The organism is Devosia rhizoryzae, assembly GCF_016698665.1.
In the GTDB taxonomy this organism is placed as follows: domain Bacteria; phylum Pseudomonadota; class Alphaproteobacteria; order Rhizobiales; family Devosiaceae; genus Devosia; species Devosia rhizoryzae.
Genome location: NZ_CP068046.1, coordinates 693990 through 716834 on the forward strand (window position 1 = coordinate 693990; position 22845 = coordinate 716834).

The 22845-nt window shown below is 61.2% G+C and carries 26 protein-coding genes and 1 tRNA gene; 10 read left to right on the forward strand and 17 right to left on the reverse strand.

Annotated features, from left to right (window positions below; translation table 11 throughout):
- Nucleotides 1-29 precede the first annotated feature (29 nt).
- The gene (locus JI748_RS03510) at nt 30-1277 is read left to right on the forward strand and encodes a L,D-transpeptidase family protein (protein ID WP_201635124.1); all 1248 of its coding nucleotides are present in this window, start codon (nt 30-32) and stop codon (nt 1275-1277) included.
- An 81-nt stretch (nt 1278-1358) separates the two neighbouring features.
- Here JI748_RS03510 and JI748_RS03515 read toward each other — a convergent pair whose 3' ends face one another.
- From JI748_RS03515 to JI748_RS03560, 10 genes are all read right to left on the reverse strand, one after another.
- Nucleotides 1359-1559, reverse strand: a complete 201-nt coding sequence (locus JI748_RS03515) for a hypothetical protein (RefSeq protein ID WP_201635126.1) — start codon at nt 1557-1559, stop codon at nt 1359-1361.
- A gap of 128 nt (nt 1560-1687) precedes the next feature.
- A complete protein-coding gene (locus JI748_RS03520) occupies nt 1688-2506 on the reverse strand; it encodes a glutaredoxin family protein (protein WP_233280605.1) in 819 nt (272 codons plus the stop codon).
- A gap of 349 nt (nt 2507-2855) precedes the next feature.
- Nucleotides 2856-4088 carry an MFS transporter gene (locus JI748_RS03525; protein ID WP_201635128.1) on the reverse strand — a complete coding sequence of 411 codons (1233 nt, stop codon included), beginning with the start codon at nt 4086-4088 and terminating at the stop codon, nt 2856-2858.
- A 6-nt stretch (nt 4089-4094) separates the two neighbouring features.
- A complete protein-coding gene (gene arsH / locus JI748_RS03530) occupies nt 4095-4820 on the reverse strand; it encodes an arsenical resistance protein ArsH (protein ID WP_201635130.1) in 726 nt (241 codons plus the stop codon).
- Nucleotides 4795-5217 carry an arsenate reductase (glutaredoxin) gene (gene arsC / locus JI748_RS03535; protein WP_201635132.1) on the reverse strand — a complete coding sequence of 141 codons (423 nt, stop codon included), beginning with the start codon at nt 5215-5217 and terminating at the stop codon, nt 4795-4797. Before arsC ends, arsH begins: the two co-directional genes overlap by 26 nt.
- A complete protein-coding gene (arsB, locus tag JI748_RS03540; RefSeq protein WP_201635134.1) occupies nt 5214-6275 on the reverse strand; it encodes an ACR3 family arsenite efflux transporter in 1062 nt (353 codons plus the stop codon). Before arsB ends, arsC begins: the two co-directional genes overlap by 4 nt.
- A 7-nt stretch (nt 6276-6282) precedes the next feature.
- Entirely contained in the window at nt 6283-6708 is a 426-nt protein-coding gene (gene arsN2 / locus JI748_RS03545) for an arsenic resistance N-acetyltransferase ArsN2 (RefSeq protein ID WP_201635136.1), read from the reverse strand.
- Nucleotides 6705-7232 (reverse strand): arsenate reductase ArsC, encoded by a 528-nt coding sequence (locus JI748_RS03550; RefSeq protein ID WP_201635138.1) that lies wholly within the window; start codon nt 7230-7232, stop codon nt 6705-6707. The genes arsN2 and JI748_RS03550 overlap by 4 nt, the downstream gene beginning before the upstream one ends.
- Nucleotides 7225-7581: an ArsR/SmtB family transcription factor gene (locus tag JI748_RS03555; protein ID WP_191772199.1), complete on the reverse strand. Its 357-nt coding sequence runs from the start codon at nt 7579-7581 to the stop codon at nt 7225-7227. Before JI748_RS03555 ends, JI748_RS03550 begins: the two co-directional genes overlap by 8 nt.
- A gap of 929 nt (nt 7582-8510) precedes the next feature.
- Nucleotides 8511-8936: a hypothetical protein gene (locus tag JI748_RS03560; RefSeq protein ID WP_201635140.1), complete on the reverse strand. Its 426-nt coding sequence runs from the start codon at nt 8934-8936 to the stop codon at nt 8511-8513.
- A gap of 171 nt (nt 8937-9107) precedes the next feature.
- Between JI748_RS03560 and JI748_RS03565 the strand changes: the two genes are divergently transcribed.
- From JI748_RS03565 to JI748_RS03580, 4 genes are all read left to right on the forward strand, one after another.
- Nucleotides 9108-9680, forward strand: a complete 573-nt coding sequence (locus JI748_RS03565; protein WP_191772196.1) for a hypothetical protein — start codon at nt 9108-9110, stop codon at nt 9678-9680.
- Nucleotides 9677-10171 carry a hypothetical protein gene (locus JI748_RS03570; protein WP_191772195.1) on the forward strand — a complete coding sequence of 165 codons (495 nt, stop codon included), beginning with the start codon at nt 9677-9679 and terminating at the stop codon, nt 10169-10171. The genes JI748_RS03565 and JI748_RS03570 overlap by 4 nt, the downstream gene beginning before the upstream one ends.
- A gap of 188 nt (nt 10172-10359) precedes the next feature.
- The gene (locus tag JI748_RS03575; RefSeq protein ID WP_191772194.1) at nt 10360-12327 is read left to right on the forward strand and encodes an AAA family ATPase; all 1968 of its coding nucleotides are present in this window, start codon (nt 10360-10362) and stop codon (nt 12325-12327) included.
- A 116-nt stretch (nt 12328-12443) separates the two neighbouring features.
- Nucleotides 12444-13817: a phospholipase effector Tle1 domain-containing protein gene (locus tag JI748_RS03580; RefSeq protein WP_191772193.1), complete on the forward strand. Its 1374-nt coding sequence runs from the start codon at nt 12444-12446 to the stop codon at nt 13815-13817.
- A 301-nt stretch (nt 13818-14118) separates the two neighbouring features.
- Here JI748_RS03580 and JI748_RS03585 read toward each other — a convergent pair.
- The 3 genes from JI748_RS03585 to JI748_RS17340 form a co-directional block, all read right to left on the reverse strand.
- Nucleotides 14119-14194: transfer RNA gene (locus tag JI748_RS03585), tRNA-Ile, on the reverse strand.
- A 77-nt stretch (nt 14195-14271) separates the two neighbouring features.
- Nucleotides 14272-14727 (reverse strand): SH3 domain-containing protein, encoded by a 456-nt coding sequence (locus tag JI748_RS03590; RefSeq protein WP_201635142.1) that lies wholly within the window; start codon nt 14725-14727, stop codon nt 14272-14274.
- A 110-nt stretch (nt 14728-14837) separates the two neighbouring features.
- A complete protein-coding gene (locus JI748_RS17340) occupies nt 14838-14975 on the reverse strand; it encodes a hypothetical protein (RefSeq protein WP_210338814.1) in 138 nt (45 codons plus the stop codon).
- A 22-nt stretch (nt 14976-14997) separates the two neighbouring features.
- Between JI748_RS17340 and JI748_RS03595 the strand changes: the two genes are divergently transcribed.
- From JI748_RS03595 to JI748_RS03615, 5 genes are all read left to right on the forward strand, one after another.
- Complete coding sequence (locus JI748_RS03595) at nt 14998-16026, forward strand: sulfate ABC transporter substrate-binding protein (RefSeq protein WP_201635144.1); 1029 nt, start codon at nt 14998-15000, stop codon at nt 16024-16026.
- Between the two features lie 71 nt (nt 16027-16097).
- Nucleotides 16098-16313, forward strand: a complete 216-nt coding sequence (locus JI748_RS03600) for a hypothetical protein (RefSeq protein WP_201635146.1) — start codon at nt 16098-16100, stop codon at nt 16311-16313.
- Between the two features lie 165 nt (nt 16314-16478).
- Nucleotides 16479-17324, forward strand: coding sequence for a sulfate ABC transporter permease subunit CysT (gene cysT, locus JI748_RS03605; RefSeq protein WP_201635148.1), 846 nt, complete (start codon nt 16479-16481; stop codon nt 17322-17324).
- Nucleotides 17314-18174, forward strand: a complete 861-nt coding sequence (gene cysW / locus JI748_RS03610; protein ID WP_201637016.1) for a sulfate ABC transporter permease subunit CysW — start codon at nt 17314-17316, stop codon at nt 18172-18174. The genes cysT and cysW overlap by 11 nt, the downstream gene beginning before the upstream one ends.
- Nucleotides 18175-18185: 11 nt before the next feature.
- Nucleotides 18186-19220, forward strand: a complete 1035-nt coding sequence (locus tag JI748_RS03615; protein ID WP_201635150.1) for a sulfate/molybdate ABC transporter ATP-binding protein — start codon at nt 18186-18188, stop codon at nt 19218-19220.
- On the opposite strand, the gene JI748_RS03620 is transcribed toward JI748_RS03615, so the two are convergent.
- Genes JI748_RS03620 through ugpA form a run of 4 tightly spaced genes read right to left on the reverse strand, consistent with a single transcriptional unit; the run spans nt 19217 to nt 22756 of the window.
- Nucleotides 19217-19963: a glycerophosphoryl diester phosphodiesterase gene (locus JI748_RS03620; RefSeq protein WP_201635152.1), complete on the reverse strand. Its 747-nt coding sequence runs from the start codon at nt 19961-19963 to the stop codon at nt 19217-19219. The genes JI748_RS03615 and JI748_RS03620 overlap by 4 nt on opposite strands.
- Before the next feature lie 11 nt (nt 19964-19974).
- On the reverse strand, nt 19975-21009 hold the full coding sequence (locus JI748_RS03625; RefSeq protein WP_201635154.1) for a sn-glycerol-3-phosphate import ATP-binding protein UgpC: 1035 nt from the start codon (nt 21007-21009) through the stop codon (nt 19975-19977).
- A gap of 2 nt (nt 21010-21011) precedes the next feature.
- Entirely contained in the window at nt 21012-21860 is an 849-nt protein-coding gene (gene ugpE / locus JI748_RS03630) for a sn-glycerol-3-phosphate ABC transporter permease UgpE (RefSeq protein ID WP_201635156.1), read from the reverse strand.
- Between the two features lie 11 nt (nt 21861-21871).
- The gene (gene ugpA / locus JI748_RS03635) at nt 21872-22756 is read right to left on the reverse strand and encodes a sn-glycerol-3-phosphate ABC transporter permease UgpA (RefSeq protein WP_201635158.1); all 885 of its coding nucleotides are present in this window, start codon (nt 22754-22756) and stop codon (nt 21872-21874) included.
- Nucleotides 22757-22845: the final 89 nt, after the last annotated feature.

The window sequence follows — 22845 nt, forward strand, 5'->3', positions numbered from 1 at the left end:
TCCAACGATGCAGATCACGGAAGACCGAAATGAAGAGAAGAGATTTCCTGCGGCTGCTGCCATTGGGCGCGGCTGCCACGTTGCCCATGACGCAGCCCGCCCGGGCGCAGTCGCTCTGGGACATGATGAACCAAAACCGCACCCTGAGCGACGCCGAACGGGAGGCCAATAGCGCCGCCGCGATCCAGGCGATCGACACCGTCGAGCCGATCCTGAGCTACGACACCGCCAACAACCTCCAGATGGCCATCGCCCAGTACGAGCCGTTCGTGGCGCGGGGTGGATGGGAGCAAGTGCCCCAGGAGACCTATGGGGTGACCATGGGCATCGACCGGGACGGGGTGGTGCAGCTCAAACGACGTTTGCTCGCCTCCGGCGACATGCCGATGGTCGAGAACGTCGACGGCAGCTTCGACGCAGCTACCGACGCTGCCCTGCGCCGGTTCCAAGCCCGTCACGGCCTCGGTGTCACCGGCCAGGTCGACGAGGCCACCTGGTATGCCTTGAACGTTCCGGCGGAGACCCGGCTGCACCAACTTCGCCTGAACCTGCTGCGGGTGCAGAACATGGCGTCTTCGCTTGCTGACCGCTACGTGGTGGTCAACATTCCTGCCGCCTTTATCGAGGTGGTGGAGGGAGGGATGGTCGCGAGGCGACACACCGCCGTCGTGGGCCGGATCGACCGGCAGACGCCGATCCTCAAGAGTCGCATCCACCAGATCAACTTCAACCCGTATTGGAACGTGCCAGTCTCGATCATCCGTCGCGATCTCATCAAGTACATGAACGAGAACCCGAACTACCTGACCGAGCAGAAGATCAGGATTTTCGACGGCAGCGGCAACGAGCTGCAACCGAGCCAGATCGACTGGCGGACCGAGGAAGCGGTCAACTACAGTTTCCGGCAGGATCCCGGTCCGCAGAACTCGATGGGCAACGTGAAGATCAACTTCCACAACCCGCATGCGGTATATCTGCACGACACGCCGACCAAGGGTCTGTTCGGCGAGAACGCCCGCTTCTATTCCTCGGGCTGCGTCCGAGTGGACCAGGTGCAGGACTTCGTCGGCTGGGTGTTGCGCGACAACGGCGACTGGGGCACCGCCGAGATCGGCAACGTCTTCGCCACGGGTGAACGCAAGGACGTCGAGGTGCGAAATCCCCCGGAGCTGCACACGACCTATATCTCCGCCTGGGCGAACCGAAGCGGCGTCGTTAGCTTCCGCGACGACGTCTACGAGTTCGACATGGCAGGGAAGGTTGATTTCCAGGTCTGAGCGTTGGTTCGAGCCAAGTCGAAGTGATGCCGTTCGAGCGGTCCGGGTGGCACTGACGCCAGCCGGGCCGCTGCAGATGGATTAACAATCCTGAAGACGTTGGAAAGCTTCACGGATGAGGTCTATCTCGGGCAGAAAGTCCGGAAACCTAGCCTCCACTTGGTCAAGGCGGGCGACAGCTTCCTGCACGTGCTTCCAGGCCTGGTATCCGGCACCCGCGAACCAGGACCGCATCAGCAGACGGGCATCGAAGATCGATTGGTGCGCTTCTTCCGCCGTCATTCCACGCCTCGTCCCTTTGTTCACCATGGCACAATGCAGGATACGGCAATTTCGCAGATCGGATCACCCCGATTGCTCTGTCCATGGACAACGACACACGATCGGCTTGCGACCGTGCGCCCTTCCGTTCACATCATGTGGGGCGAGGGGACCGCACCGATCGCTCCCAATCCCATCCAGACGGCCATGGCGATCATCATCAGGTTCTCGGTCAGCGAAACGAACCCGAGCGGCACGTTGCTGGACCCGCCGACGCAGGCGCACTTCAGCTCCCGCTTGTCGATGTAGACCGCCTTGAACACGGAAGCCGCTCCCACCGTGCCGACGAATAGAGCGATGGGCACGGACAACCAGGTCAGGGCACCCGCCACCATCAACACGCCGGCCATGCCCTCCGCATAGGGGTATATGTAGCTGTACGGCACCCACCGCTTGGCCAGGAGGTCATAGTTGAGGAACATGGTGGCGAAGCTCTCCACGTTCTGCAGTTTGAGCAGGGCCAGCACCACCATGGAGAAGCTGATGAACCATTCGGCAGCGCGCAGGGTGAAGGGGTTGCCGCTCACCGCGTAGCTGGCAGCCATGGCCATCAGCGCGGTCACCGCGAACAGCACGACCACTGGGCGATAGGTGGTGGCCCTCGGATCGACAACCGTCTTGCCGAGAAAACGACGCGTGTCGTCGTAGCCGCCGATTCGCCGGCCATCGATGAAGACCTGCGGCGTCGTCTTGACGTCGTGTTCGGCCTTGAAGGCGTCGGTCTCTTCGCGGGTCGTCAGATGGTGGTCCTCCACCTCGTAGCCGGACCGCCTCAACAGGTCCATCGCTTTCAACCCATAAGGGCAGGTGTGGCTCGGCATGACCATACGGTGTATCACGGCCTTCTTGGCGGGGTTGGTGAGTTCGATGGTCGACATCTCGTGCTCCTTCCGATCGATGTTTTCCATGTTGTGCACCCTCCAACGATTGGAAGGTCAACACCCATATTCAACTTCGCCGAGGAGCAAGAACAAAATGCCTGAACTGGTGCGGGCGGCGCTATGGCTGGGGAATGGCTGCGTTCCGGTCATCGAGATCGCGGTCGTGACGATGCTGGGGTGCTGCATATGTCGGAGTGTCGCTTGCGAGCGGCACGATGACCCTCCGACCAGTCCCGAGATGGACGTCGATGAGGTCCGGTCCATGGTGGAAGCCCAGGGGTATCTGGTCGGTGTTCCGACGGTACCGCTCCGAACTACCGGAACGTCGTGCCCTGGTCGCTCATTCTAGCCGGTCAAGTTTCCTGCGGGTCGAACGTTACCGGTCTTTCGCCGGACCTGACCGCCCCGAGGAAGCAGCGGCCAGCCAGAAGGCGGCGACCATCAGCAGCGAGAGTGCCAGCACGGCGATCATGGTTCCGGAGTAATCGCCGGTAGCCGTCCAGAGGGCGGCAGCCATCAGCGGTGCAACGGCCCTGCTGACGTTCATCGGGACCACCAGCGCGCCGTTGATGCTCCCGTAAGCCTCCTTCGATACCATCTCGGGTATAGCGATGCCTCGTAGGATCGTCATTATCCCGTTCGCCGCTCCATAGATCACCGCCGTCGCCGCGACGACCACGAACTCGGCCGGTGCCCAGGCGAACAGCGCCATGGCGATAGGGAAGAAGATGACGACGAACGATCCGATACGCTTTCCCGATGCCTGTCGCCCGAGAGCCATGATGGCGATGCGCCCGGCCACCTGGGCCGGTCCTATCAGCGACATCGCCGCCACCACCGCGTGTTCGCTGAAGCCACGTTCGATCATCATGGGGTAGAAGTGCAGCAGCAGGGTCGAAAAAGTCGCGGCATATGCGGTGAAAGAAACAGCAAGCCACCAGAAGGTTGGATTGACAAGCGCTTCCCTCAGGTACGACCGAGATGCGTTTGACCCTGCGGCTTCCGTCACGGTCGCATCCCGCGCGGGATCGATGACCAGCCAATAGATCGAGGCGCATAGGACGAGGTTAACAGCTGCCAGGACCTCAAGGGCCCCGCGCCACCCGAACTGATCCATAAGCCATTGCACCAGGGGCACGAAGACCGTCGAGGCGAAACCACCCCATAGGGTCAGTGCGGTTATGCCGTCGCGCGCACCCGAAGGGCCGGCCCGTCGTGCAACCACGGCGAAAGCAGGCTCGTAGAGCGTCGCTGCCTGAAGGGCACCGACCCCGCCGGCTGCTGCATAGAAGAGAACGACGTTGTCGGTAAGCGCCCACAGGATGAGTAAGGCACTCGCGATCACCGAGGACACGGTCATTACTATGCGACCATGCCCGCGATCTATCGCCTGGCCCACCGGTATGGCGAGTAGGGCCGACAGGAGCGCGCCGGCGGTCGCCGCCCCGTAGATTAGGGCCTTGTTCCAGCCCAGATCCGCTTCCATGGCCTTCGCTACAAGTGGAAAGCTGTAGTAGAGCGACCCCCAGCTGGCGATCTGGGCCACACCCAGGCCGGTGATGAACCAGCTCTTCCCGGACAGCGGAACCGACGAGGCAATGTCGGCCATGCTGCACTAGATCGACTTGAGGCCAACCCGCTCCCCGAGTTTGGCGGCGGCTTCTTTGCGCTCGCTGTAGCGGGAGGTCAGGTAGCCGGCGACGCCGCGGTTGATGAGCGTGAACTTCACCAGCTCTTCACAAACGTCGACGACTCTATCGTAGTAGGATGACGGTTTCATGCGACCGTCCTCATCGAATTCTTGGAAGGCCTTTGCCACCGAGGACTGGTTGGGGATGGTCACCATCCGCATCCAGCGTCCGAGAATGCGCATTTGGTTGACGGCGTTGAAGGACTGGGAGCCACCCGACACCTGCATGACCGCCAGAGTTCGACCCTGCGTGGGCCGAATGGCGCCGCCAGGGAGCGGTATCCAGTCGATCTGCGACTTCAACACCGCGCTCATCGCGCCATGACGTTCCGGCGATGTCCAAACCTGGCCTTCAGACCACAGCATGGCCTCGCGCAGTTCCTGCACCTTGGGGTGGGTATCTGGAGCATCATTTGGCAGCGGTAGGCCATTTGCGTGGAAGATCCGGACTTCGGCACCGAATGCCTCAAGGAGGCGTGCGGCTTCCAGGGTCAGGAATCGGCTGTAGGAGCGTTCCCGCAGCGACCCGTAGAGCATCAGAATGCGTGGTTTGTGGTCGAGGGCAGGAGCGACGAGCTGGCCGAAGTCGGGAACCTGGAAGGCTGCAGGCAGGACGTTTAGCAAGTCAGACAAGCCGCTTCCCTTCGGCATCGATGATGACCTCGCCGTCCTCCTTGGTGAACGGCCCGATATCGGGGTTCTCGAGGATATCGAGCACGACTTCGGATGGCCGGCAGAGGCGGGTGCCCACCGGGGTCTCCACGAACGGACGGTTGAGCAGGATCGGCTGCGCTTCTATGGCTTCGAGCAGGTCCTCGTCGGTCTTGGCCGGGTCACCCAAGCCCAGTTCCTCGTACGGGGTATCCTTCTTGCGGAGGGCATCACGCAGGCTGATGCCGGCGGCGGAGACCAGTTCCAAGATGCGTTCGCGGCTTGGCGGCGTCTTGAGGTATTCGATCACCGTCGGTTCGACGCCGCTTTGACGGATCATGGCCAAGGTGTTGCGGGACGTGCCGCAATCGGGGTTGTGGTAGATGGTGACGCTCATTCGGCGGCCCTCGTTTCTGTGTTGTGTCGAACGGCTGCGCCGCGCTCGTACCAGCCCTTGCTGCGGTTCACGATCCATACCACCGAGAGCATCACCGGCACTTCGACCAGCACGCCAACCACGGTGGCCAACGCGGCCCCGGAGTTGAAGCCGAAGAGGGCAATGGCAGCCGCAACCGCGAGTTCGAAGAAGTTGGAAGCGCCAATCAGTGCCGAGGGCCCGGCGACGCAGTGCTGCTCCCCGGAGACCCTGTTCAGGAAGTAAGCCAAGCCCGAGTTGAGGTAGACCTGGATCAGGATGGGCACGGCCAACAGCAGGATAACCGTGGGCTGGGCGATGATCTGCTCGCCCTGGAAGCCGAAGAGCATGACAAGTGTCAGCAGCAGCGCCGCGATCGAAATCGGCTGCAGGACGGCCAGCACCCGGTTCATGGCGTCGATGCCGCCATTGGCAAGCAGCCAACGACGATAGAGCTGGGCGGCGATGACGGGCACGACGATATAGAGGCCGACCGACAGCAGCAGCGTGTCCCAGGGAACGGTTATCGCCGATAGCCCTAGCAGCAGGCCGACGATTGGGGCAAAGGCGACGACCATGATGGCGTCGTTCAGGGCGACTTGAGACAGGGTGAAGTGCGGTTCGCCCCGGACCAGGTTGGACCAGACAAACACCATGGCGGTGCACGGTGCCGCGGCCAGGATGATCAGGCCGGCGATGTAGCTGTCGATCTGCATCTCCGGTAGCATCGGGCGAAACAGCCAACTGATGAAGAGCCACCCCAGCAGCGCCATCGAGAAGGGCTTGATCGCCCAGTTGATGAAGACGGTGACGCCGATGCCGCGCCAGTAGGAACCGACCTGCCGCAGGCTCAGGAAGTCGATGCGGACCAGCATGGGCACGACCATCAGCCAGATGAGCACTGCCATAGGGATGTTGACCTGAGCGTACTCAAAGGATCCCAGACCCTGGAAGACGGCGGGGAAGAAGTGGCCGGCGGCGATGCCAACGACGATGCAGATGGCGACCCAAATGGTCAGGTAGCGTTCGAAGATGGACATGGGAAACCTAGATGGCGCGGAACAGCATTAACGCGGATGAGCAGATGGAAGAGGCCTGGCGCGTCCTGAGGATTGCGGAAGGTGCGTCCTCACGGTCGATGACCTCGAAGCCAAGATGCTTGAAGAAGTCGGCTGCCGTGGTGGTCAGCAGGTACGCTCGCGTGCCGCCGGCATTGGAGATCTCACGAAGCATGCCCTCGGCTACTGTACGCCCGGCGCCAGAGCCCCGGCTTTCCTGCGGCACGACAACGGATCGAAGAAGTGCGTCCTCGCCGTAGAGCTCGAAGCCGCCGAAACCAAGGAGTCGACCCTCCTGCTCGAAGCGGAAGAACGACCGATCGGGATCACCAACATCGTCGGTGGGAAGCCTTGCTTCGGTGAGAGCGGCGAGGAACTTCGGATCGTTCCCCGGTATGGGGGTCGAGCTGATCATGCGACCTTGGACGACTTGGTGGTCGTTCCGTCCAGGGCGCCAATGCCTTCAAGCTTCGAGTTCAGCGCCATGCGGTCGATGCTGGCGAGCGGCAGGTTGATGAAAGCGCCGATCCGGTTGCGCAGATAGCGCATGGCATCATCGAAGGCGGCACGTTGCTTGAACTCCGGTCCGTCAACCGCGGCGGGGTCTTCGATGCCCCAGTGGGCGGTCATCGGCTGACCGGGCCAGATTGGGCAGACTTCGCCGGCAGCGTTGTCGCAGACCGTGAAGATGAAATCCATCTTGGGTGCATCCGCAGCGGCGAACTCATCCCTAGCCTTCGAGCGAAGGCCATGGGTGGGAATGCCGACCTTGGTCAACGTCTCCAGCGTCATTGGATGAACCGACCCCTTGGGCATCGAGCCCGCGGAGTATGCTTGGAAGCGGCCTTGCCCGACATAGTTGAGGATCGCCTCGCCCAAGATCGAACGGGCGGAATTGCCGGTGCAGAGGAACAGGACGTTGTAGACGCGGTCAGGCATGGCTCGACTCCTTCGGTGGGCAACAAGGGGTGAACTCGGCGACGAGCGGCTCGCACAGCTCCGGTCGACCACCGCAGCAGTCTTGCACCAGAAAGCTCGCAATCTCTCGAACACGATCAACGACGGCACGATAAACGATCGAACGACTGTGACGCTCGGACTCGATCAGGCCGGCACGGGTTAGTACGCCCAGGTGCGACGACATCGTGTTCTGTGGCACCTCTAGGCGGCGCGCGATTTCCCCTGCCGGTAGACCTTCAGGCTCGTGTTCCATGAGCAAGCGGAAGGTATCCAGACGGGTCGACTGCGACAGTGCAGCGAAGACTTCGATTGCATGTGTTGATTCCATATATCCAAAATTATGGATTTATCATTCGCTGTCAAGATGAGGTTTTTGCCGCGTCTTATGCAGGGCGTGGAAGCGGGCCCTGTCCAATCCTCACCTCTTTCGAAGTGTGACCAGTTCTCTGCCCAAGGCTTCTAGGGCAACTTTCAGGAGCTTCTCACATCGCTCGCCGTGATTGAAATGGGGTCGGTTACCTGCTCCTGCTGCTCGACGTGCGGCCCAATGCCGGGACGACATTCGGCTACGGATGTTACGCCCTCGTCATCGCCGCGGCGGCGGTGCTTTGCGTGAGCCTGACGGGTTATCTGGTCGGTTTGACCGCGAGGTTGTTTACCAACGACCCGGACGAGCAGATCGCCTTCTTTCACCGTTAGCAAGAAGGAACTCAACATTGCGGCAGCACTCGTTGTCGCCTCGAGACTGCCGAGCGGGCTGGCTGTGCCGGCGGTTTTTTTTGCGGTGATACAGACGATCACGTCTCCCGTTGCGGCAAAGCTATTGGCTCAGGGTGCCAACCAGGCATTGGTACGGCCCGGCGAATCCTCGGCTTAGGGTGCCCAGGTAAGTTCCCAGCCCTTCCAAGGCTTGATGCACTTGCCGGAAGTGCTTTGAGGCCTGTCGGATCTGGCCAAAGCACAGGTGCTGCAGGCCGGCGATACTTGCCGTGACACCACAACCGGGTGCGGGGTTGCCGCCATCATCGGCCAGTCACTGCTGGCAAAAAGTCACTCCCAATGGCTCGATGATGGCATGTCGACGTCAATATAACACGTCACTGCAGTCACAGGTGTTTGGACTAACTAAACTTTCAGTCGCCGCCAAATTGGTGACAAAGATGGTGCTCTGAGGATATCCGGACGGCAAAAACGGCAAGTCGACGTCATTTCATGGCGACTCGCCATCTCTTACGGTCGAGTGTTGGTGGCCTGAGGCTAACAGTTTCGCAATATGGGCAAGGCTAAAGTGCGTTTCAGCCTTGGAGTTCTGCCATGCCCCGTCGACCAGCGTTCGAGCCCGATGTCACCTTGGGAGATCTTCTGGTGCTGGCGCGCCTCGGGGCACTGGCCCACGGCGACGAGAGGATCTTCGCGACGGCTGAGCTCAAGCAGCAGACCGGAGCCAGTAACACCCGGATCAGAAACGCCATGCTTCGCATCGCCGAAGCGCTCGGTCCGGTTGAGGTCGAAGGCAAGAAGCGCCGGACCCAACGCCCCAACGCCAGGGGGCGGAACATCGGCGGTGCAGCCGTTCTTGCGAACCTTTTGATTGAGATCGCCCGTGATGATGCCACTGATCAGGATCGCCTTCATCATGAGATCCGGCAGCTCCTCGACCACGTCGATTACCAGTACAAGCACGGCACATTCAGGAAGTCCTCGTCCCCACCGCGATTTTGAGGAGGATTCCCGCTGTCCGCCCAGGAGGTCGTTTCGTCTTGGGGATACAGTTCGTCAGTGTTTGCGTGCAGCGGGGTCGACGCGTAGCCTCGATCCATGAGCCAGAGTCGACATGAGCCGCTGGGACGAAGAATGGACCGCGTACTGTTTACAAGGCCGCTGTTCGAAACGCTGCTGTTCGAGAACGATTATGGCCGTGAGGACCGCAGGGTAGTTATCGCCTTAACCTTCAAGGCGGTCGTGCGGTACCGTTGGAGGCAACTGTCCTCCGCTCTTGGAGAGGCGTGCGACATACTTCTATTCCGCATCGCGGCGAGAGGTCGCGTACCTCGCAGCGGTATGACTCCGGTCCTGCCAGTCGGCGATCTCCTCTGGCACCAGGTTACCGATTGGGGAGTGGCCCAGCGCGTGCGCCGGACGTTCGGTCGCGTCGGGAGACGGAGCGACTGCACCACACTGTACTGCGGGTGGCGCAACGAATTGACGCCGGGTGAGCCGCTGCCCGTTTTCGTTCTCCTGGATGGGTCCTCCAGGGTGAAGGAGGTGGTTTATGCCGATATGGGCGAGGACGATATTGTTGAGGCGTTGACGCTCGGCACCGGCTCCCACCTGCGTCCCTGCGAATCGGATGTCATACCGGCGATCGGGGCGCTGGCCCTTCACCTAGAGGTAGAGAATGTAGACGTCGACCGGGATTGGTCGTGACCGAACAGTTTACCGCCACCACACCCATCGGTTTCTTGAACAAGGCGGAAGCCTACCGTGCAGGGGCACAGCTTCTTGCTCGAGAACTGAAGGGCGTAGGCGGGTGGTCGGGTGATCCCACGCGCTACCTGTACTACCACGGCATCGAGCTCTACATGAAGGCTGCGCTGATATCGGCAGGCAAAACCGAGGACCAGCTACGGCGCCTAGGCCACGGCTTCATCAAACTGGCCTGTGCGTGCAACCTTGTAGGGTTCGGCCTCAACGAGCCCCAAGACCTGAACGTCCTCGAGATGATCGACACCGACAGCAACTACATCAAGGCTCGGTATCATCAGGTCGGCCCCTTTCGGGTGCCCACCGTGCAGGCCCTTGATGGGACGGCGCACGAGATCGCCTTCCTTGCGGTTGCGATGGTGCGCAGGTCTGGTCAACCGGTGCATGCGCCGAGGCCCGCCTTGCCCATGGAATACCGATTCCAGGCAAGCTGAAGCCACCTCCGTATCGTCATGTACCGACCCAGGATATCGAGACCTGGAGGTTTAAGGTAGCAACGGCGGTTGTGGATTGGGGCTCCCTGCGATTGCGTGGATAGCTGTGTGTGCTTAAGTCTGATGTATTCGGCTGGATCGATGAAGATGAAGCCGTTCCGAGCTGTCTGCTTTGGAGGACGACTACTATGCTTCTGGTCGGTGCCCATGTGACCAACTTTCGGTCCGTCGACGATAGCGAAGAGTTCGACTTGGCTCCGGTGACGTGCCTGGTCGGCAAGAATGAGGCGGGGAAGAGCGCTGTCCTCTTGGCTTTGGCCGCCTTGAACCCCCATGCATCCACCCCGGCGCGCCTGGACAAGGAGCGCGATTACCCCCGCCGTCTCCTCACACAGTATGCAGAACGCCACACCGACGAGGACGCGGTCGCTATTTCGACCACATGGCAGTTGAGCGCTGGGGAACTCGCCCGTGTCGCAGCTCAAGTCGGCAAGGGGGTGGTCACCGACGAGAAGGTCCGCATCTTCCGGCGTTACGGATCCAAGCAGCCCGAAGTCGAAGCCGATATCGACTACAGCACCGCAATCAAATGGCTGTACGGCAGCTTTCAGCTCGACGAAGCCGAAGTCTCGGTCATCGGCCCGGTGGGCACCACCTCGCAGCTCATCGAGAAGTTGAATGCATTGACGTCGCTGTCGGAACGCCAGCAGCTTCTGAAAGCGCATCTGGCCAAGCACGGTTCCGTCAAGACGCAGGTCGACAACCTGATCAGGAGCATGTTGCCGAAGTTCATGTACTTCTCCTCATATGACCGGATGGACGGGGCGATCCAGCTGGAACAGACCCGGAAGTTGATCGCCAACGAGACCATCGACCAGGAGCAGCACAAGGGAAAAAAGCTCTTCGCCGAGTTCTTGAGTTATGCCGGCGTGTCGATCGAGGACATCACCAACGAGACCACCTACGAGACCTTCAACGCCCGTCTCCAGGCCGCTTCCAACAATATCACCGACCAGATCCTGGAGTACTGGACGCAGAATCCGGATCTCAGCGTCAACGTGCGCGTGGAGCAGGCCCGGTCCGGCGACCCCGAACCGCTCAATGCCGGCACCATCGCGTGGGCCCGCATAAACAACGCGCTGCATCGCGTCGATACGCCGTTCTCGGAGCGCAGTGCCGGCTTCGTCTGGTTCTTCTCTTTCCTGGTCAAGTTCGCGCAGGTCAAGGACGAGGATACGCCTGTCGTCCTTCTTCTCGACGAACCCGGCCTGACCCTACACGGCAAGGCGCAAGCGGACCTGCTTCGCTTCTTCGACGAGAAGCTGGCGCCGCACCACCAGATCGTCTTCTCCACCCACTCGCCCTTCATGGTCCCCGCTGACGATCTTGCGTCGGTGCGCATCGTCGAGGACCAGATCGAGATGAAGGGTCCGCGGCGCTTACCCTTGGGAACGAAGGTCCGCAGCGACGTGCTGTCCCGCGATCCGGACACCATCTTCCCACTCCAGGGAGCTCTAGGGTATGAGATCTCCCAGTCGCTCTTCGTCGGTAAGCACACGCTGCTGGTGGAGGGGCCCGGGGACATTCTCTATATCCAAGCGCTTTCGGACGCGCTGAAGCGACGGGGTCGCGTCGGTCTCGACCAGAAGTGGACCATGTGCCCGGCTGGCGGTATCGACAAGATCCGCCCGTTCATCTCGTTGTTCTCGGGCAACGAGCTGCAGGTCGCGGTGCTCTCGGACGAGGCGAACGGCGACAAGCGCAAGATCGATGACATGAAGCGCTCCGCCGTGCTTAGGGCCGGACATCTCTATACCATGGCCGATTTTCTCGAACGTCCTGAAGCCGATATCGAAGATATGTTCGAGCCGGAGGTCTTCGCCTCGATCCTGAACGGTGCCTACGGCCTGGAAGATGCTAATAAGATCACCAAGGACCGCCTCGCTTCCACGACCCCGCCGACCGCGCGCCTCGTGAAGCAGGCTGATGCGCTGTTCGCGTTGATGCCGGCGACGGTGGCGGAGTTCGACCACTACACCCCGGCATCCTGGTTGATCCGCAACCCGAAGCTTCTCGACGGCAAGGGGCAGCCCGTGACGGCCACCCTAGATCGCGCCCAGAAGGTCTTCGACGTCTACAACAACCTGCTGACCTAGACTGGTGAACTATCTCGGCTGAGGCTTAGGGGACGAGATCATCAGGATGGCCGACAGGGCGGGACGTAAACAGTGCGGTGAGCGGTACTTAGAGAATTTACAGGGAGGAACTGAACTTGAAACGACTGGTATTTTGCTTCGACGGGAGCTGGAATCGTCTGGATGCTCCGAATCCGACGAACGTCCTTTTCACTGCGGAGAGCGTTCTGCCTTATGCCGGAGACACTGCTCAGGTCATCTTCTATGACGAGGGTGTCGGCACCGAAGAGGGCGAGACGTTCCAGGGCGGCATGTTCGGGCAGGGTCTGGTGAAGAACCTGAGCGACGGGTATCGCTTCCTGATCTTCAACCACACGCCCGGCGACGAGATTTACGTCTTCGGCTTCTCGCGTGGAGCCTATACGGCTCGTTCTTTCGTCGGCCTGCTCGGAACGTGCGGCATCCTCAGCCGGCATAGTGCCGGCAGGGCGAACGACGCGGTCGAACTCTACAAGCGACGTTCCGACGATCCTGCATTCAAGCAGGAGGTGATGGCGTTCAGGCGGGACTGCTCGCCGGACATCTGTGTCTCGGACGACGAGGACGAATGGCGTGCAGCCAACGTGCCGGGCTACAGCGCCGGCACGCTTCCCAAGCTGAAGGTGAAGTACCTCGGCGTCTGGGATACCGTAGGTGCCCTCGGTATTCCGGGCTATATCCTGGGAGCTGGTCGCTTCAATCGCGAGCATGAGTTCCACGACGTCAGCCTATCGTCGCTGGTGGAAAGCGCCCGACACGCCGTTGCGATCGACGAGCGCAAGAAGGATTTCGCTCCTACCCTGTGGGACAACATCGATCAACTCAACCAGTCGGTCGGTGCCGATCCGACATCCGCGGACGCCCCTTACCAGCAGGTTTGGTTCCCCGGCGTTCACGGGTCGGTCGGGGGCGGAGGGTCGCGTAGGGGCCTGTCCGATCAGGCGCTGGACTGGATCTGGGACGGTGCACGGAGGGCCGGCCTCGATCTGGACAGTTCCCCGTCTTCCAGGATCTATGAGTTGATGCCGAACCACCTCGAGCACCTTGCGAATACCGAGGACAAGCCTGGATTCAACCCGATCGGCATCATCCTTGATCGGTTGCCCGAAGCCGATCGCATGCCGGGACCCGCCGCGTTGCACGAGGTTAGCGTCACGGCTCAGCGTCGTTGGAAGGAACAGGCGGAACGGCTGCCAGAAAAGGAAGCATATCGCCCCGCTACCCTGAAGCAGGTGGCCGCACAACTGGATGCGCTTGACCCTGACGTCCTCGGTGTCGGCGAAGAAAAGGACATCGGACCCTTCGATCTCTACCAAGTGCAGAAGGGTGATGGCCTCAGAAAGATCGCGCAACAGGTCTATGGCAAGGCGGATATGTCCGATCTCATCCTTCAGGCCAACCGCAGCAAGATCGTCGATCCCAACCGTATCTACGCAGGCCAGATGCTTCGCGTACCAAAAGTAACCGGATAGCGCTGGTGCCGGAACGGAGGGAGACGAACAGCAAGACCGGAGTCGCGAAAATAGCGCGACTCAGGTCTGGGCGGTGCGGCGACCCAGAAATTTTCGACCCTCGTTGTTTTTGCAAAAATCGACTCAGGTTTCTGGTCACGTCACGACAACAAGCTGCTCGCGCAAAAAATTTGAGAGCCGCCCCATTGAAGGAGCGACTCTCAAATCAGTGGCGCATCGACTCACGACTTTTGGTCGATGCCCGGTTTTCCGGGGTCAAATCGACTCAACATTTTTTGGTCGCATTAACGCCCGCGATTTGTGGTGGGCCCAGAGGGACTTGAACCCCCAACCAGACCGTTATGAGCGGTCGGCTCTAACCATTGAGCTATAGGCCCTTTAGGCGTCTTTAGCAGGGTGGGGGGCGGTGTCAAAGGGGAAAAGGAAAGGCCCGCCGAAGCGGGCCTTGGTCAGTTTAGTTGCCGAACTGGAAGCTGAAACCGGAAGAATTGTTGTTCCAGTTGTTGCCGCGGTGGTGTCCGCCGCGATCGTCCCACCGGTCACGATCCCGATCACGGCGCCAGTCATTGTCATGATGACGCGGCGGGCGAACGGTGGGCGTGGTCCCGAAGTTGATCGACAAGCTCACCGATGGCTTCGTTGCGCGAGCACGCACTTCCTGCAGGTAGCGGGCAGAAACCCAACCGTCCGGACCGCGCTTTTCAATATAGCACCAGCCGTCGCGGCAGCCGGTGACTTCAACCAGCTGGTTGCGCTGGAGGGTGTCAACACGGGCATAGCCGGTCGACGGACCGCTACGAACGTTGACGCTGCCCGTGGCAACAGCCGGGGCGGCAAAGGCAGTGGCGGCGGTGGCGAAGAGAACCCCGGCGCCGATTGCCAGGTTCGTCAGAGAGCGACGAAATTTCATGATCATCTCCTGATGGTGGAAGACCTTCTGGTCTGATGACCGCGTTATGGGCCTTCCGACCTGAACCGGGGGTGAATTGGGCGTTCATGCCTTGGCGCAATGAAAATGGGTCATTCGGACGCTTTTCGGAACAGCATGCCGAGCTTCGCGCAAATCGTTGGTGGCCACGAAAATATTTTCTCCCAGGCAGGGTCGGCACGAAAGACCACGCCTTTCAAAACACTACTTACTTGATAGTCTTTGATCATCAAATCCTCTGGGAGGCTCCACATGAAACGGACAGCCAAGCTACTCGCCTACACTGCCCTTGCCGCATCGCTTGCCGTCGGCTTTACGGTCACTGCCCGTGCGCAGGACAAGACGCTGATCAACGTTTCCTACGATCCGACGCGCGAACTTTATCGCGAGTTCAACGAGGCCTTCGTTGCCCATTGGCAGGAAACCAAGGGCGAAAGCGTCGCCATCCAGGTCACCCACGGCGGTTCGGGTTCGCAGGCGCGTACCGTGATCGACGGGCTCGAGGCCGATGTCGTGACGCTGGCGCTTGAAAGCGACATCAACGCCATTTCCGATGCCAACCCGAACCTGATCCCGGCCGATTGGCGCGGCACGCTTGAAAACAACAATGCCCCCTATACCTCGACCATCGTGTTCCTGGTGCGCAAGGGCAACCCGAAGGGTATCGCCGACTGGGGTGACCTGATCGATGACGGCGTCGAAGTGATCACGCCCAATCCCAAGACCTCCGGCGGCGCGCGCTGGAACTTCCTCGCCGCCTGGGCCTGGGCCCGCGATGCGAATGCTGGCGACGAAGCCAAGGCGCAGGAATATGTCGCCGAGCTTTATCGCCATGTGCCGGTGCTCGATACTGGTGCGCGCGGCGCGACCACGACCTTCGTGCAGCGTGGCATCGGCGACGTCCTGCTCGCCTGGGAAAACGAAGCCTATCTGGCGCTAGAAGAACTCGGGCCGGATGCGTTCGACATCGTGACGCCGTCGATCTCGATCCTCGCCGAACCCCCCGTCGCGCTGGTGCCCGGCAATGCCGAGCGCAAGGGCAATACGGAAGTCGCGCAGGCCTATCTCGAATATCTCTATTCGGATGAGGGCCAGGCCATCGCTGCCGCAAACTACTACCGCCCATTCCGCCCGGAAGCGGCAGCCGAAGAGGACAATGCCCGCTTCGGCGAGGTGAACCTCGTCACCATCGAGGACTTCGGCGGCTGGCGCGAGGCGCAGCCGAAGTATTTCGGTGACGGCGGCGTGTTCGACCAGATCTACTCTGGTCCGACCCAGTAATCTCGATGCGGCCGGTTCTGAGAAAGAGCCGGCCGCAAACGTCTTTGCCACCCCGCAACAAGGAGCATGAGATGGTTTTCTTTTTCGGAATTCTCGATCCCGGTAAGCAGCACGGCCAGCGCGCCGAGGAAGCGCCTGCCAAGGTTCCGTTTTTCGGCGGCTTGCCCGATCTGGCGCAGGGTGCCGTGCCGATGACACGGCTCGAACAGGAAGCCTGCTACCTCAACGGCAAGGCCCCGGAGCCGGAAGGGCGGCAGGACGTGCTGTTTGGGTCGAACCGGAACTAACCTGCAGCAATGAACGCCGATTGCGTTTGCGTCTGCCTCGGCAAAAGGATTTTCTATTTCCACACCAAAGGTTGCCGATTGCACCCTTGAGAAAGTCGACTGTCTGGCTAGTGTTGCGTCGTTGAACGGGCGCCGGTGCGGCCGGGGTTTTTTGGGGAGCAATGCATGGCAGTTCGGTGGCGGTTTCGCCAACCCAGTGTCATTCCCGGTTTCGGGCTCACCCTTGGTTTTACGCTTACCTATTTTTGCCTGATCATCCTAATCCCGCTGATCGCGCTAGTGGTGCGCGCATCTGGTCTGGGCTGGGGCGGTTTCTGGGCGGCGGCGACCGACCCGCGTGTGCTGGCGGCGCTGCGCACCAGTTTCGTCACTGCTTTGATCGCCGCCGGTATCAATGTCGTTTTCGGCACGCTGATCGCCTGGGTCCTGGTGCGCTACCGGTTTCCGGGCCGCCGCTTGTTCGATGCGGTAGTGGATCTGCCGTTCGCCCTACCGACCGCGGTAGCGGGTATTGCGCTCACCGCCATCTATGCTCCGAACGGCTTTATAGGCCAACTGGTGGCGCCGCTTGGCTGGCGCATCGCCTATACGCCGATCGGCATCACCATCGCGATGATCTTTATCGGCCTGCCTTTCGTGGTGCGGACCATCCAGCCAATTCTTGAGGAAACCAGCCGCGAAGTCGAGGAAGCGTCGGCGACGCTCGGCGCCAATCGCTTCCAGACGATTTCGAAAGTGCTGTTGCCCAGCCTTGCGCCAGCGATCCTTACGGGGTTTGCCCTGGCCTTCGCCCGTGCGGTGGGGGAGTATGGCTCGGTGATCTTTATCGCCGGCAATATTCCCTTCGTCTCGGAAATCGCGCCGCTGCTGATCGTCATCAGGCTCGAGGAATTCAATTATGTCGGCGCGGCGGTGATCGCCACGGTGATGCTGTCGATTTCCTTTGTCATGCTCTTCATCATCAACCTGATCCAGGCCTGGAGCCGCAAGAGGTATGGCTATGGCAGCTAGCGTGCGCCGGTCTTCGCCCACCTCCGAGCCGATCGCCGTTCGTTGGGCGCTGATCTTGGTCGGGCTTGCCTTCATGGCGCTCTTCATCGTTCTGCCGATGGTCGCCGTGTTTTCGGAAGCTTTTCGGCAGGGGTTCGGCCCTTTTTGGCAGTCGCTGCAACAGCCCGACGCGCAATCTGCCATACGGCTGACTTTGCTGGTGGCGGCCATTGCCGTGCCGCTCAATGTCATCTTCGGCATTGCCGCGAGCTGGGCGATTGCCAAGTTCGAGTTCAAGGGTAAGGCCTTTCTGATCACGCTGATCGACTTGCCGTTCTCGGTGTCGCCGGTAATTTCGGGCCTCGTTTACGTTCTGCTGTTCGGCTCGGGCAGCATTTTGGGGCCGTGGCTCAAGAGCTATGGCATCGAAATCCTGTTCGCCGTGCCGGGCATCGTGCTGGCGACGATCTTCGTCACTTTCCCCTTTGTCGCGCGCGAATTGATCCCGCTGATGCAGGACCAGGGGACGGGCGACGAGGAGGCTGCCTTGTCGCTGGGCGCGTCCGGCTGGCAGACCTTTTGGCGCGTGACGCTGCCCAATATCAAATGGGGCCTGCTCTATGGTGTGCTGCTCTGCAATGCGCGCGCCATGGGTGAATTTGGCGCCGTCGCCGTGGTGTCCGGCAAGATTCGCGGGCAGACCACGACCATGCCGCTCCAGGTGGAAATGTTCTATAATGAATATCAGAGCACGGCGGCCTTTGCCTTGGCCTCGCTGCTCGCCTTGCTTGCCTTGGTGACACTGATACTGAAGACCGCGCTCGAATGGCGCTACGGCGATGAACTCGCCGCAACCGGCCGCGGCCACTGACAGGACTGATTATGGACGTACGCGTTTCCCATGTTCGCAAGGAATTCGACCGGTTTCCGGCGCTGCATGAGGTGTCCCTCGATATCAAGTCGGGCGAGCTGATCGCGTTGCTGGGGCCGTCCGGTTCTGGCAAGACGACGCTGTTGCGGCTGATCGCTGGCCTCGAGCGTCCAACCTCCGGCAAGATTTTCTTTGGCGACACCGACGCTTCGGAAAAGAGCGTGCAGGAGCGCAATATCGGCTTCGTGTTCCAGCACTATGCGCTGTTCCGGCACATGACGATCCTGGAAAATGTGTCGTTCGGGTTAAAGGTCCGGCCGCGCTCCACACGTCCCCCGGCCGGCGAAATCCGGCGCCGGGCGATGGAGCTTCTGGACCTGGTGCAGCTTTCGGGTCTTGAGAAGCGCTATCCGAGCCAGCTTTCGGGCGGGCAGCGGCAGCGTGTCGCCCTGGCGCGTGCGCTCGCGATCGAACCTGCGGTTTTGCTACTCGACGAGCCGTTCGGAGCACTCGACGCGCAGGTCCGCCGCGAGCTGCGCAAGTGGCTGCGGGAGATCCATGAGCGCACCGGGCATACGACGGTTTTCGTGACCCATGACCAGGAAGAAGCGCTGGAGCTGGCGGATCGGCTTTGCGTCATGAGCCAGGGCAAGATCGAACAGGTGGGAACGCCCGACACTGTATACGACACGCCGTCGTCGCCTTTCGTTTTCGGTTTTATCGGCGAATCGAGCGAACTGCCGGTCACGGTGGAGCGCGGCGACGTCTGGCTGGGCGACCGGCCGCTAGGGATTTCGGCGGCGGACGGGCAGGGGCCGGCCAAGCTCTTTTTCCGGCCGCACGATATCGAGCTGGTCGAGGGCGATGCGGCGCTGCGCGGCGTCGTCGCCACGAGCCGCCGGGTTGGCGGCACGCGGCGCGTGGAGCTTGAGCTGGGCGGCGCGTCGCACCGGGTCGAGATCGACCTGCCGTTCGATCATCCGGCCGGCGAGCGCAGCCAGATCAGCTTCCGGCCCAAGCGCTGGACGCTGTTTCCGGCGACCTAGCGGAGATAGATCGCCGGATTATCGCTGATGACGCCGGTGAGGCCGGCGTCCCAGAAGGAATAAAGTTCGGCTGGATCGTTCGATGTCCAGGCGCGGACTTTGATGCCCTTGGCGCGAGTTTGTTCCAGAAAGCCGATGCTTAGGGCCTTGTAGTAGAGGTGGATGGTGCGGGCCGGGATGGCGGCGAGCTGATCTTCCCAGTCGGCAGGCGGCTGCACCCAGAGCATTGCCATCTCAAGATCCGGCTCCAGCGCGGCCATGGCCTTGAGGCATTCGGAGTCGAAGCTCGAGATCATGATCTCGGTGCCCGTTTTGCGCGTCGCGATGGCGCTGCGGACGGCATTCACGAGTTGATCGAGCGACTTGTGATGGGCGTGCTGCTTGATCTCGACATTGGCGGAGAGGCCGAGGTCACCGAGCACGGCGATGACCTGTTCGAGGGTAGGCAGGCGCTCTTCGGCAAATTTAGGGTCGAACCAGCTGCCGGCATCCATCTCGGCGAGATCGGTATAGCTGAGATCCCCAAGCGAGCCCTTGCCCGAGGTGGTGCGGTCGACGGTGTCGTCGTGGATGACGACGAGGGTGCCGTCGGCCAAGAGGGCGACGTCGAGCTCGACCCATTTTGCGCCCTGTTCGGCGGCGGCGCGAAAGGCGGCGATGGTGTTTTCAGGGGCGACGGCAGAGGCGCCGCGGTGGGCCTGGACCTCAGAATGAACGGGTCCGCGTGGGGGAAGCGTGGTCATGGAAGAAGCTTTCAGGCGTCGGTGCGCCGGCCGGTTTTGCTATCGAACGGGTGGAGCGCTGCGGGCTCGATGTAGACGCTGACGGCGGTGCCCTCAATAATCGACGGGCGACCGGGAACGCTGAGGACTACAGAGTGGCCGCTATCGAGACGGAGGTGAAGGTGGCTTTCGCCGCCGATCGGTTCAAGCAGTTCGGCGGTCGCGGGAAGGGCGGTTGCGCCGGGGCGTGGCTCAAGGTGCATCTGGTCGGGACGGATGCCGACCGTGTCGGTTTTGGCAGGCAGGTTGAGGCCCTGCGCGTCGCCGAGCGCGGAGACCGGCAAGAGGTTCATGGGCGGGGAGCCGATGAAGCTCGCGACAAAAAGCGTCGCCGGACGGTCATAGACTTCGGTCGGGGTGCCGATCTGTTCTACGAGGCCACCATTCATGACCACCAAGCGATCGGCCAGGGTCATGGCTTCGAGCTGGTCGTGGGTGACATAAAGGCTCGTGGTCTTGAGGCGGCGTTGCAGTTTCCTGATCTCGACGCGCATCTGCACGCGCAGCTTGGCATCGAGATTCGAGAGCGGTTCGTCGAAGAGGAAGGCCGCCGGTTCGCGGACGATGGCGCGGCCCATGGCAACACGCTGGCGCTGGCCGCCCGAGAGCTGGCGCGGCTTGCGATCGAGCATTGGACCGATCTCGAGGATTTCGGCGGCTTCGTTGACGCGGCGGTCGATCTCGGCGCGCGGGGTGCCGCGGTTCTTGAGCCCGTATTCCAGGTTCCCGCGCACGGTCATGTGTGGGTAGAGCGCGTAGTTCTGGAACACCATGGCGATGTCGCGCTCGGCTGGCTCGGCTTTGACCACATCGCGGCCGCCGATCTCGATGCGGCCTGAGCTCACGGTTTCAAGGCCGGCTACCATGCGGAGCAGGGTGGACTTGCCGCAGCCGGAGGGGCCGACAAGGACGATGAGTTCGCCATCGGCCACCGAAAGGTTGATGCCGCGCACGGCGTGGGAATTGCCGTAGTCTTTGTGCAGGTCGACGAGATTGATCGTGGCCATGATTATTTCTCCGTTTCGACCAGGCCTTTGACGAACAGGCGCTGCATAAAGATGACGACTAGGACGGGGGGCAGCATCGCGAGCACGACGGCGGCCATGACAAGATGCCATTGCGGCTCGGCGTCTGCCGTGGCGGCGAGGCGCTTGATGCCCATGACGACGGTATAATAGCGGCTGTCGGTGGTGACGAGCAGCGGCCAGAGATACTGCACCCAGCCATAGATGAAGAGGATGACGAAAAGCGCGGCGATATTGGTGCGGCTCAGCGGCAGCAGAATATCGCGGAAGAACTTCATTGGCCCGGCGCCATCGACGCGGGCCGCTTCCATCAGTTCGTCGGGAACGGTCAGAAAGAACTGGCGGAAGAGGAAGGTCGCGGTGGCCGAGGCGATGAGGGGCAGGGTGAGCCCGAGATAGGAGTTGAGGAGGCCAAGGTTTGCCACGACCGCAAAGGTCGGGATGATGCGCACTTCAACCGGAAGCATCAGGGTGATGAAGATGATCCAGAAGGCGAGGAGCCTGAAGGGGAACTTGAAGAAGACGATGGCGTAGGCCGACAGCAGCGAGATGATGATCTTGCCGATGGCGATGATGATGGCGATCAGCGTCGAATTGGCCAGCATGATCCAGAGCGGCGGGGCGCCGGCGGTGGAAATGCCTTCGAACAGCATCTTGGAGTAGTTTTCGACCGCATTGGGACCTGGCAGCAGCGGCACGAGGCCGCGCAAGAAATCGCCGCCTGAATGGGTCGAGGCGATGAAGGCGAGGTAGACCGGGAAAACCACGATCACGACGCCGATGATCAGGACCAGATGGGTGAAGAAGGTGAGCCAGGGGCGATTTTCGACCATTTATCGGCTCCTCAATACTGAACACGCCGCTCGATAAAGCGGAACTGGATGGCGGTGAGGGCGATGACGATCAGCATGAGGATGACCGATTGCGCGGCGGAAGAGCCGATATTGAGACCGAGGAAGCCGTCGGCATAGACTTTGTAGACCAGCGTGTTGGTGGCCTGGTTGGGGCCACCCGACGTCGTCGCATCGATGATGCCGAAGGTGTCGAACATGGCATAGTTGATGTTGACGATGAGGAGGAAGAAGGTCGTCGGCGACAGCAGCGGCAGGACGATGGTGAAGAAGCGCTTGAAGGGACCGGCGCCATCGATGGCGGCTGCTTCGGTCAGCGACTGCGGCACGGATTGAAGGCCGGCGACGAAGAACAGGAAGTTGTAGGAAATCTGCTTCCAACTGGCCGCGATGATGACGAGGATCATAGCCTGATCGCCGTTCACACGGGGGTTCCAGGCGATGCCGAGGCCGCGCATCATATAGGGCAGGATGCCGATTGTGGGATTGAAGATGAACCACCAGAGGATGCCGACAACCACCGGCGCCACGGCGTAGGGCCAGACAAGAAGGGTCGTATAGACCCGGTTGGTGCGGAGCACACGATTGACCGCAACGGCGAGCAGCAGCGACACGCACATGGACAGAATGGTCACCGAAACGGCGAAGACGGCGGTGCGGCTCAGCGAATTGACGTAGTTCGGATCGGCGAACAGGCGGGTGTAGTTTTCGAACCAGATGAAGGTGGTCCTGAAGCCGAAGGGGTCTTCGCGCTCGAAGGAGGATTTGACCGCCTGAAGGGCCGGCCAAATGAAGAAGATCAGCGTCACGGCAAGCTGCGGGAGAAGGAGGAAGTAGGGCAGCAGCTTGTTTGGAAAGATCGTGCGCTTTGTCTGCATGTGTGCGTCCGGCTCGGGAAGAGGACCCCCACCCGGCCTCCCCCTTAAGGAGGGGGAGGAGTAGGCCGGCGGGTGATCTGAAGGAATGG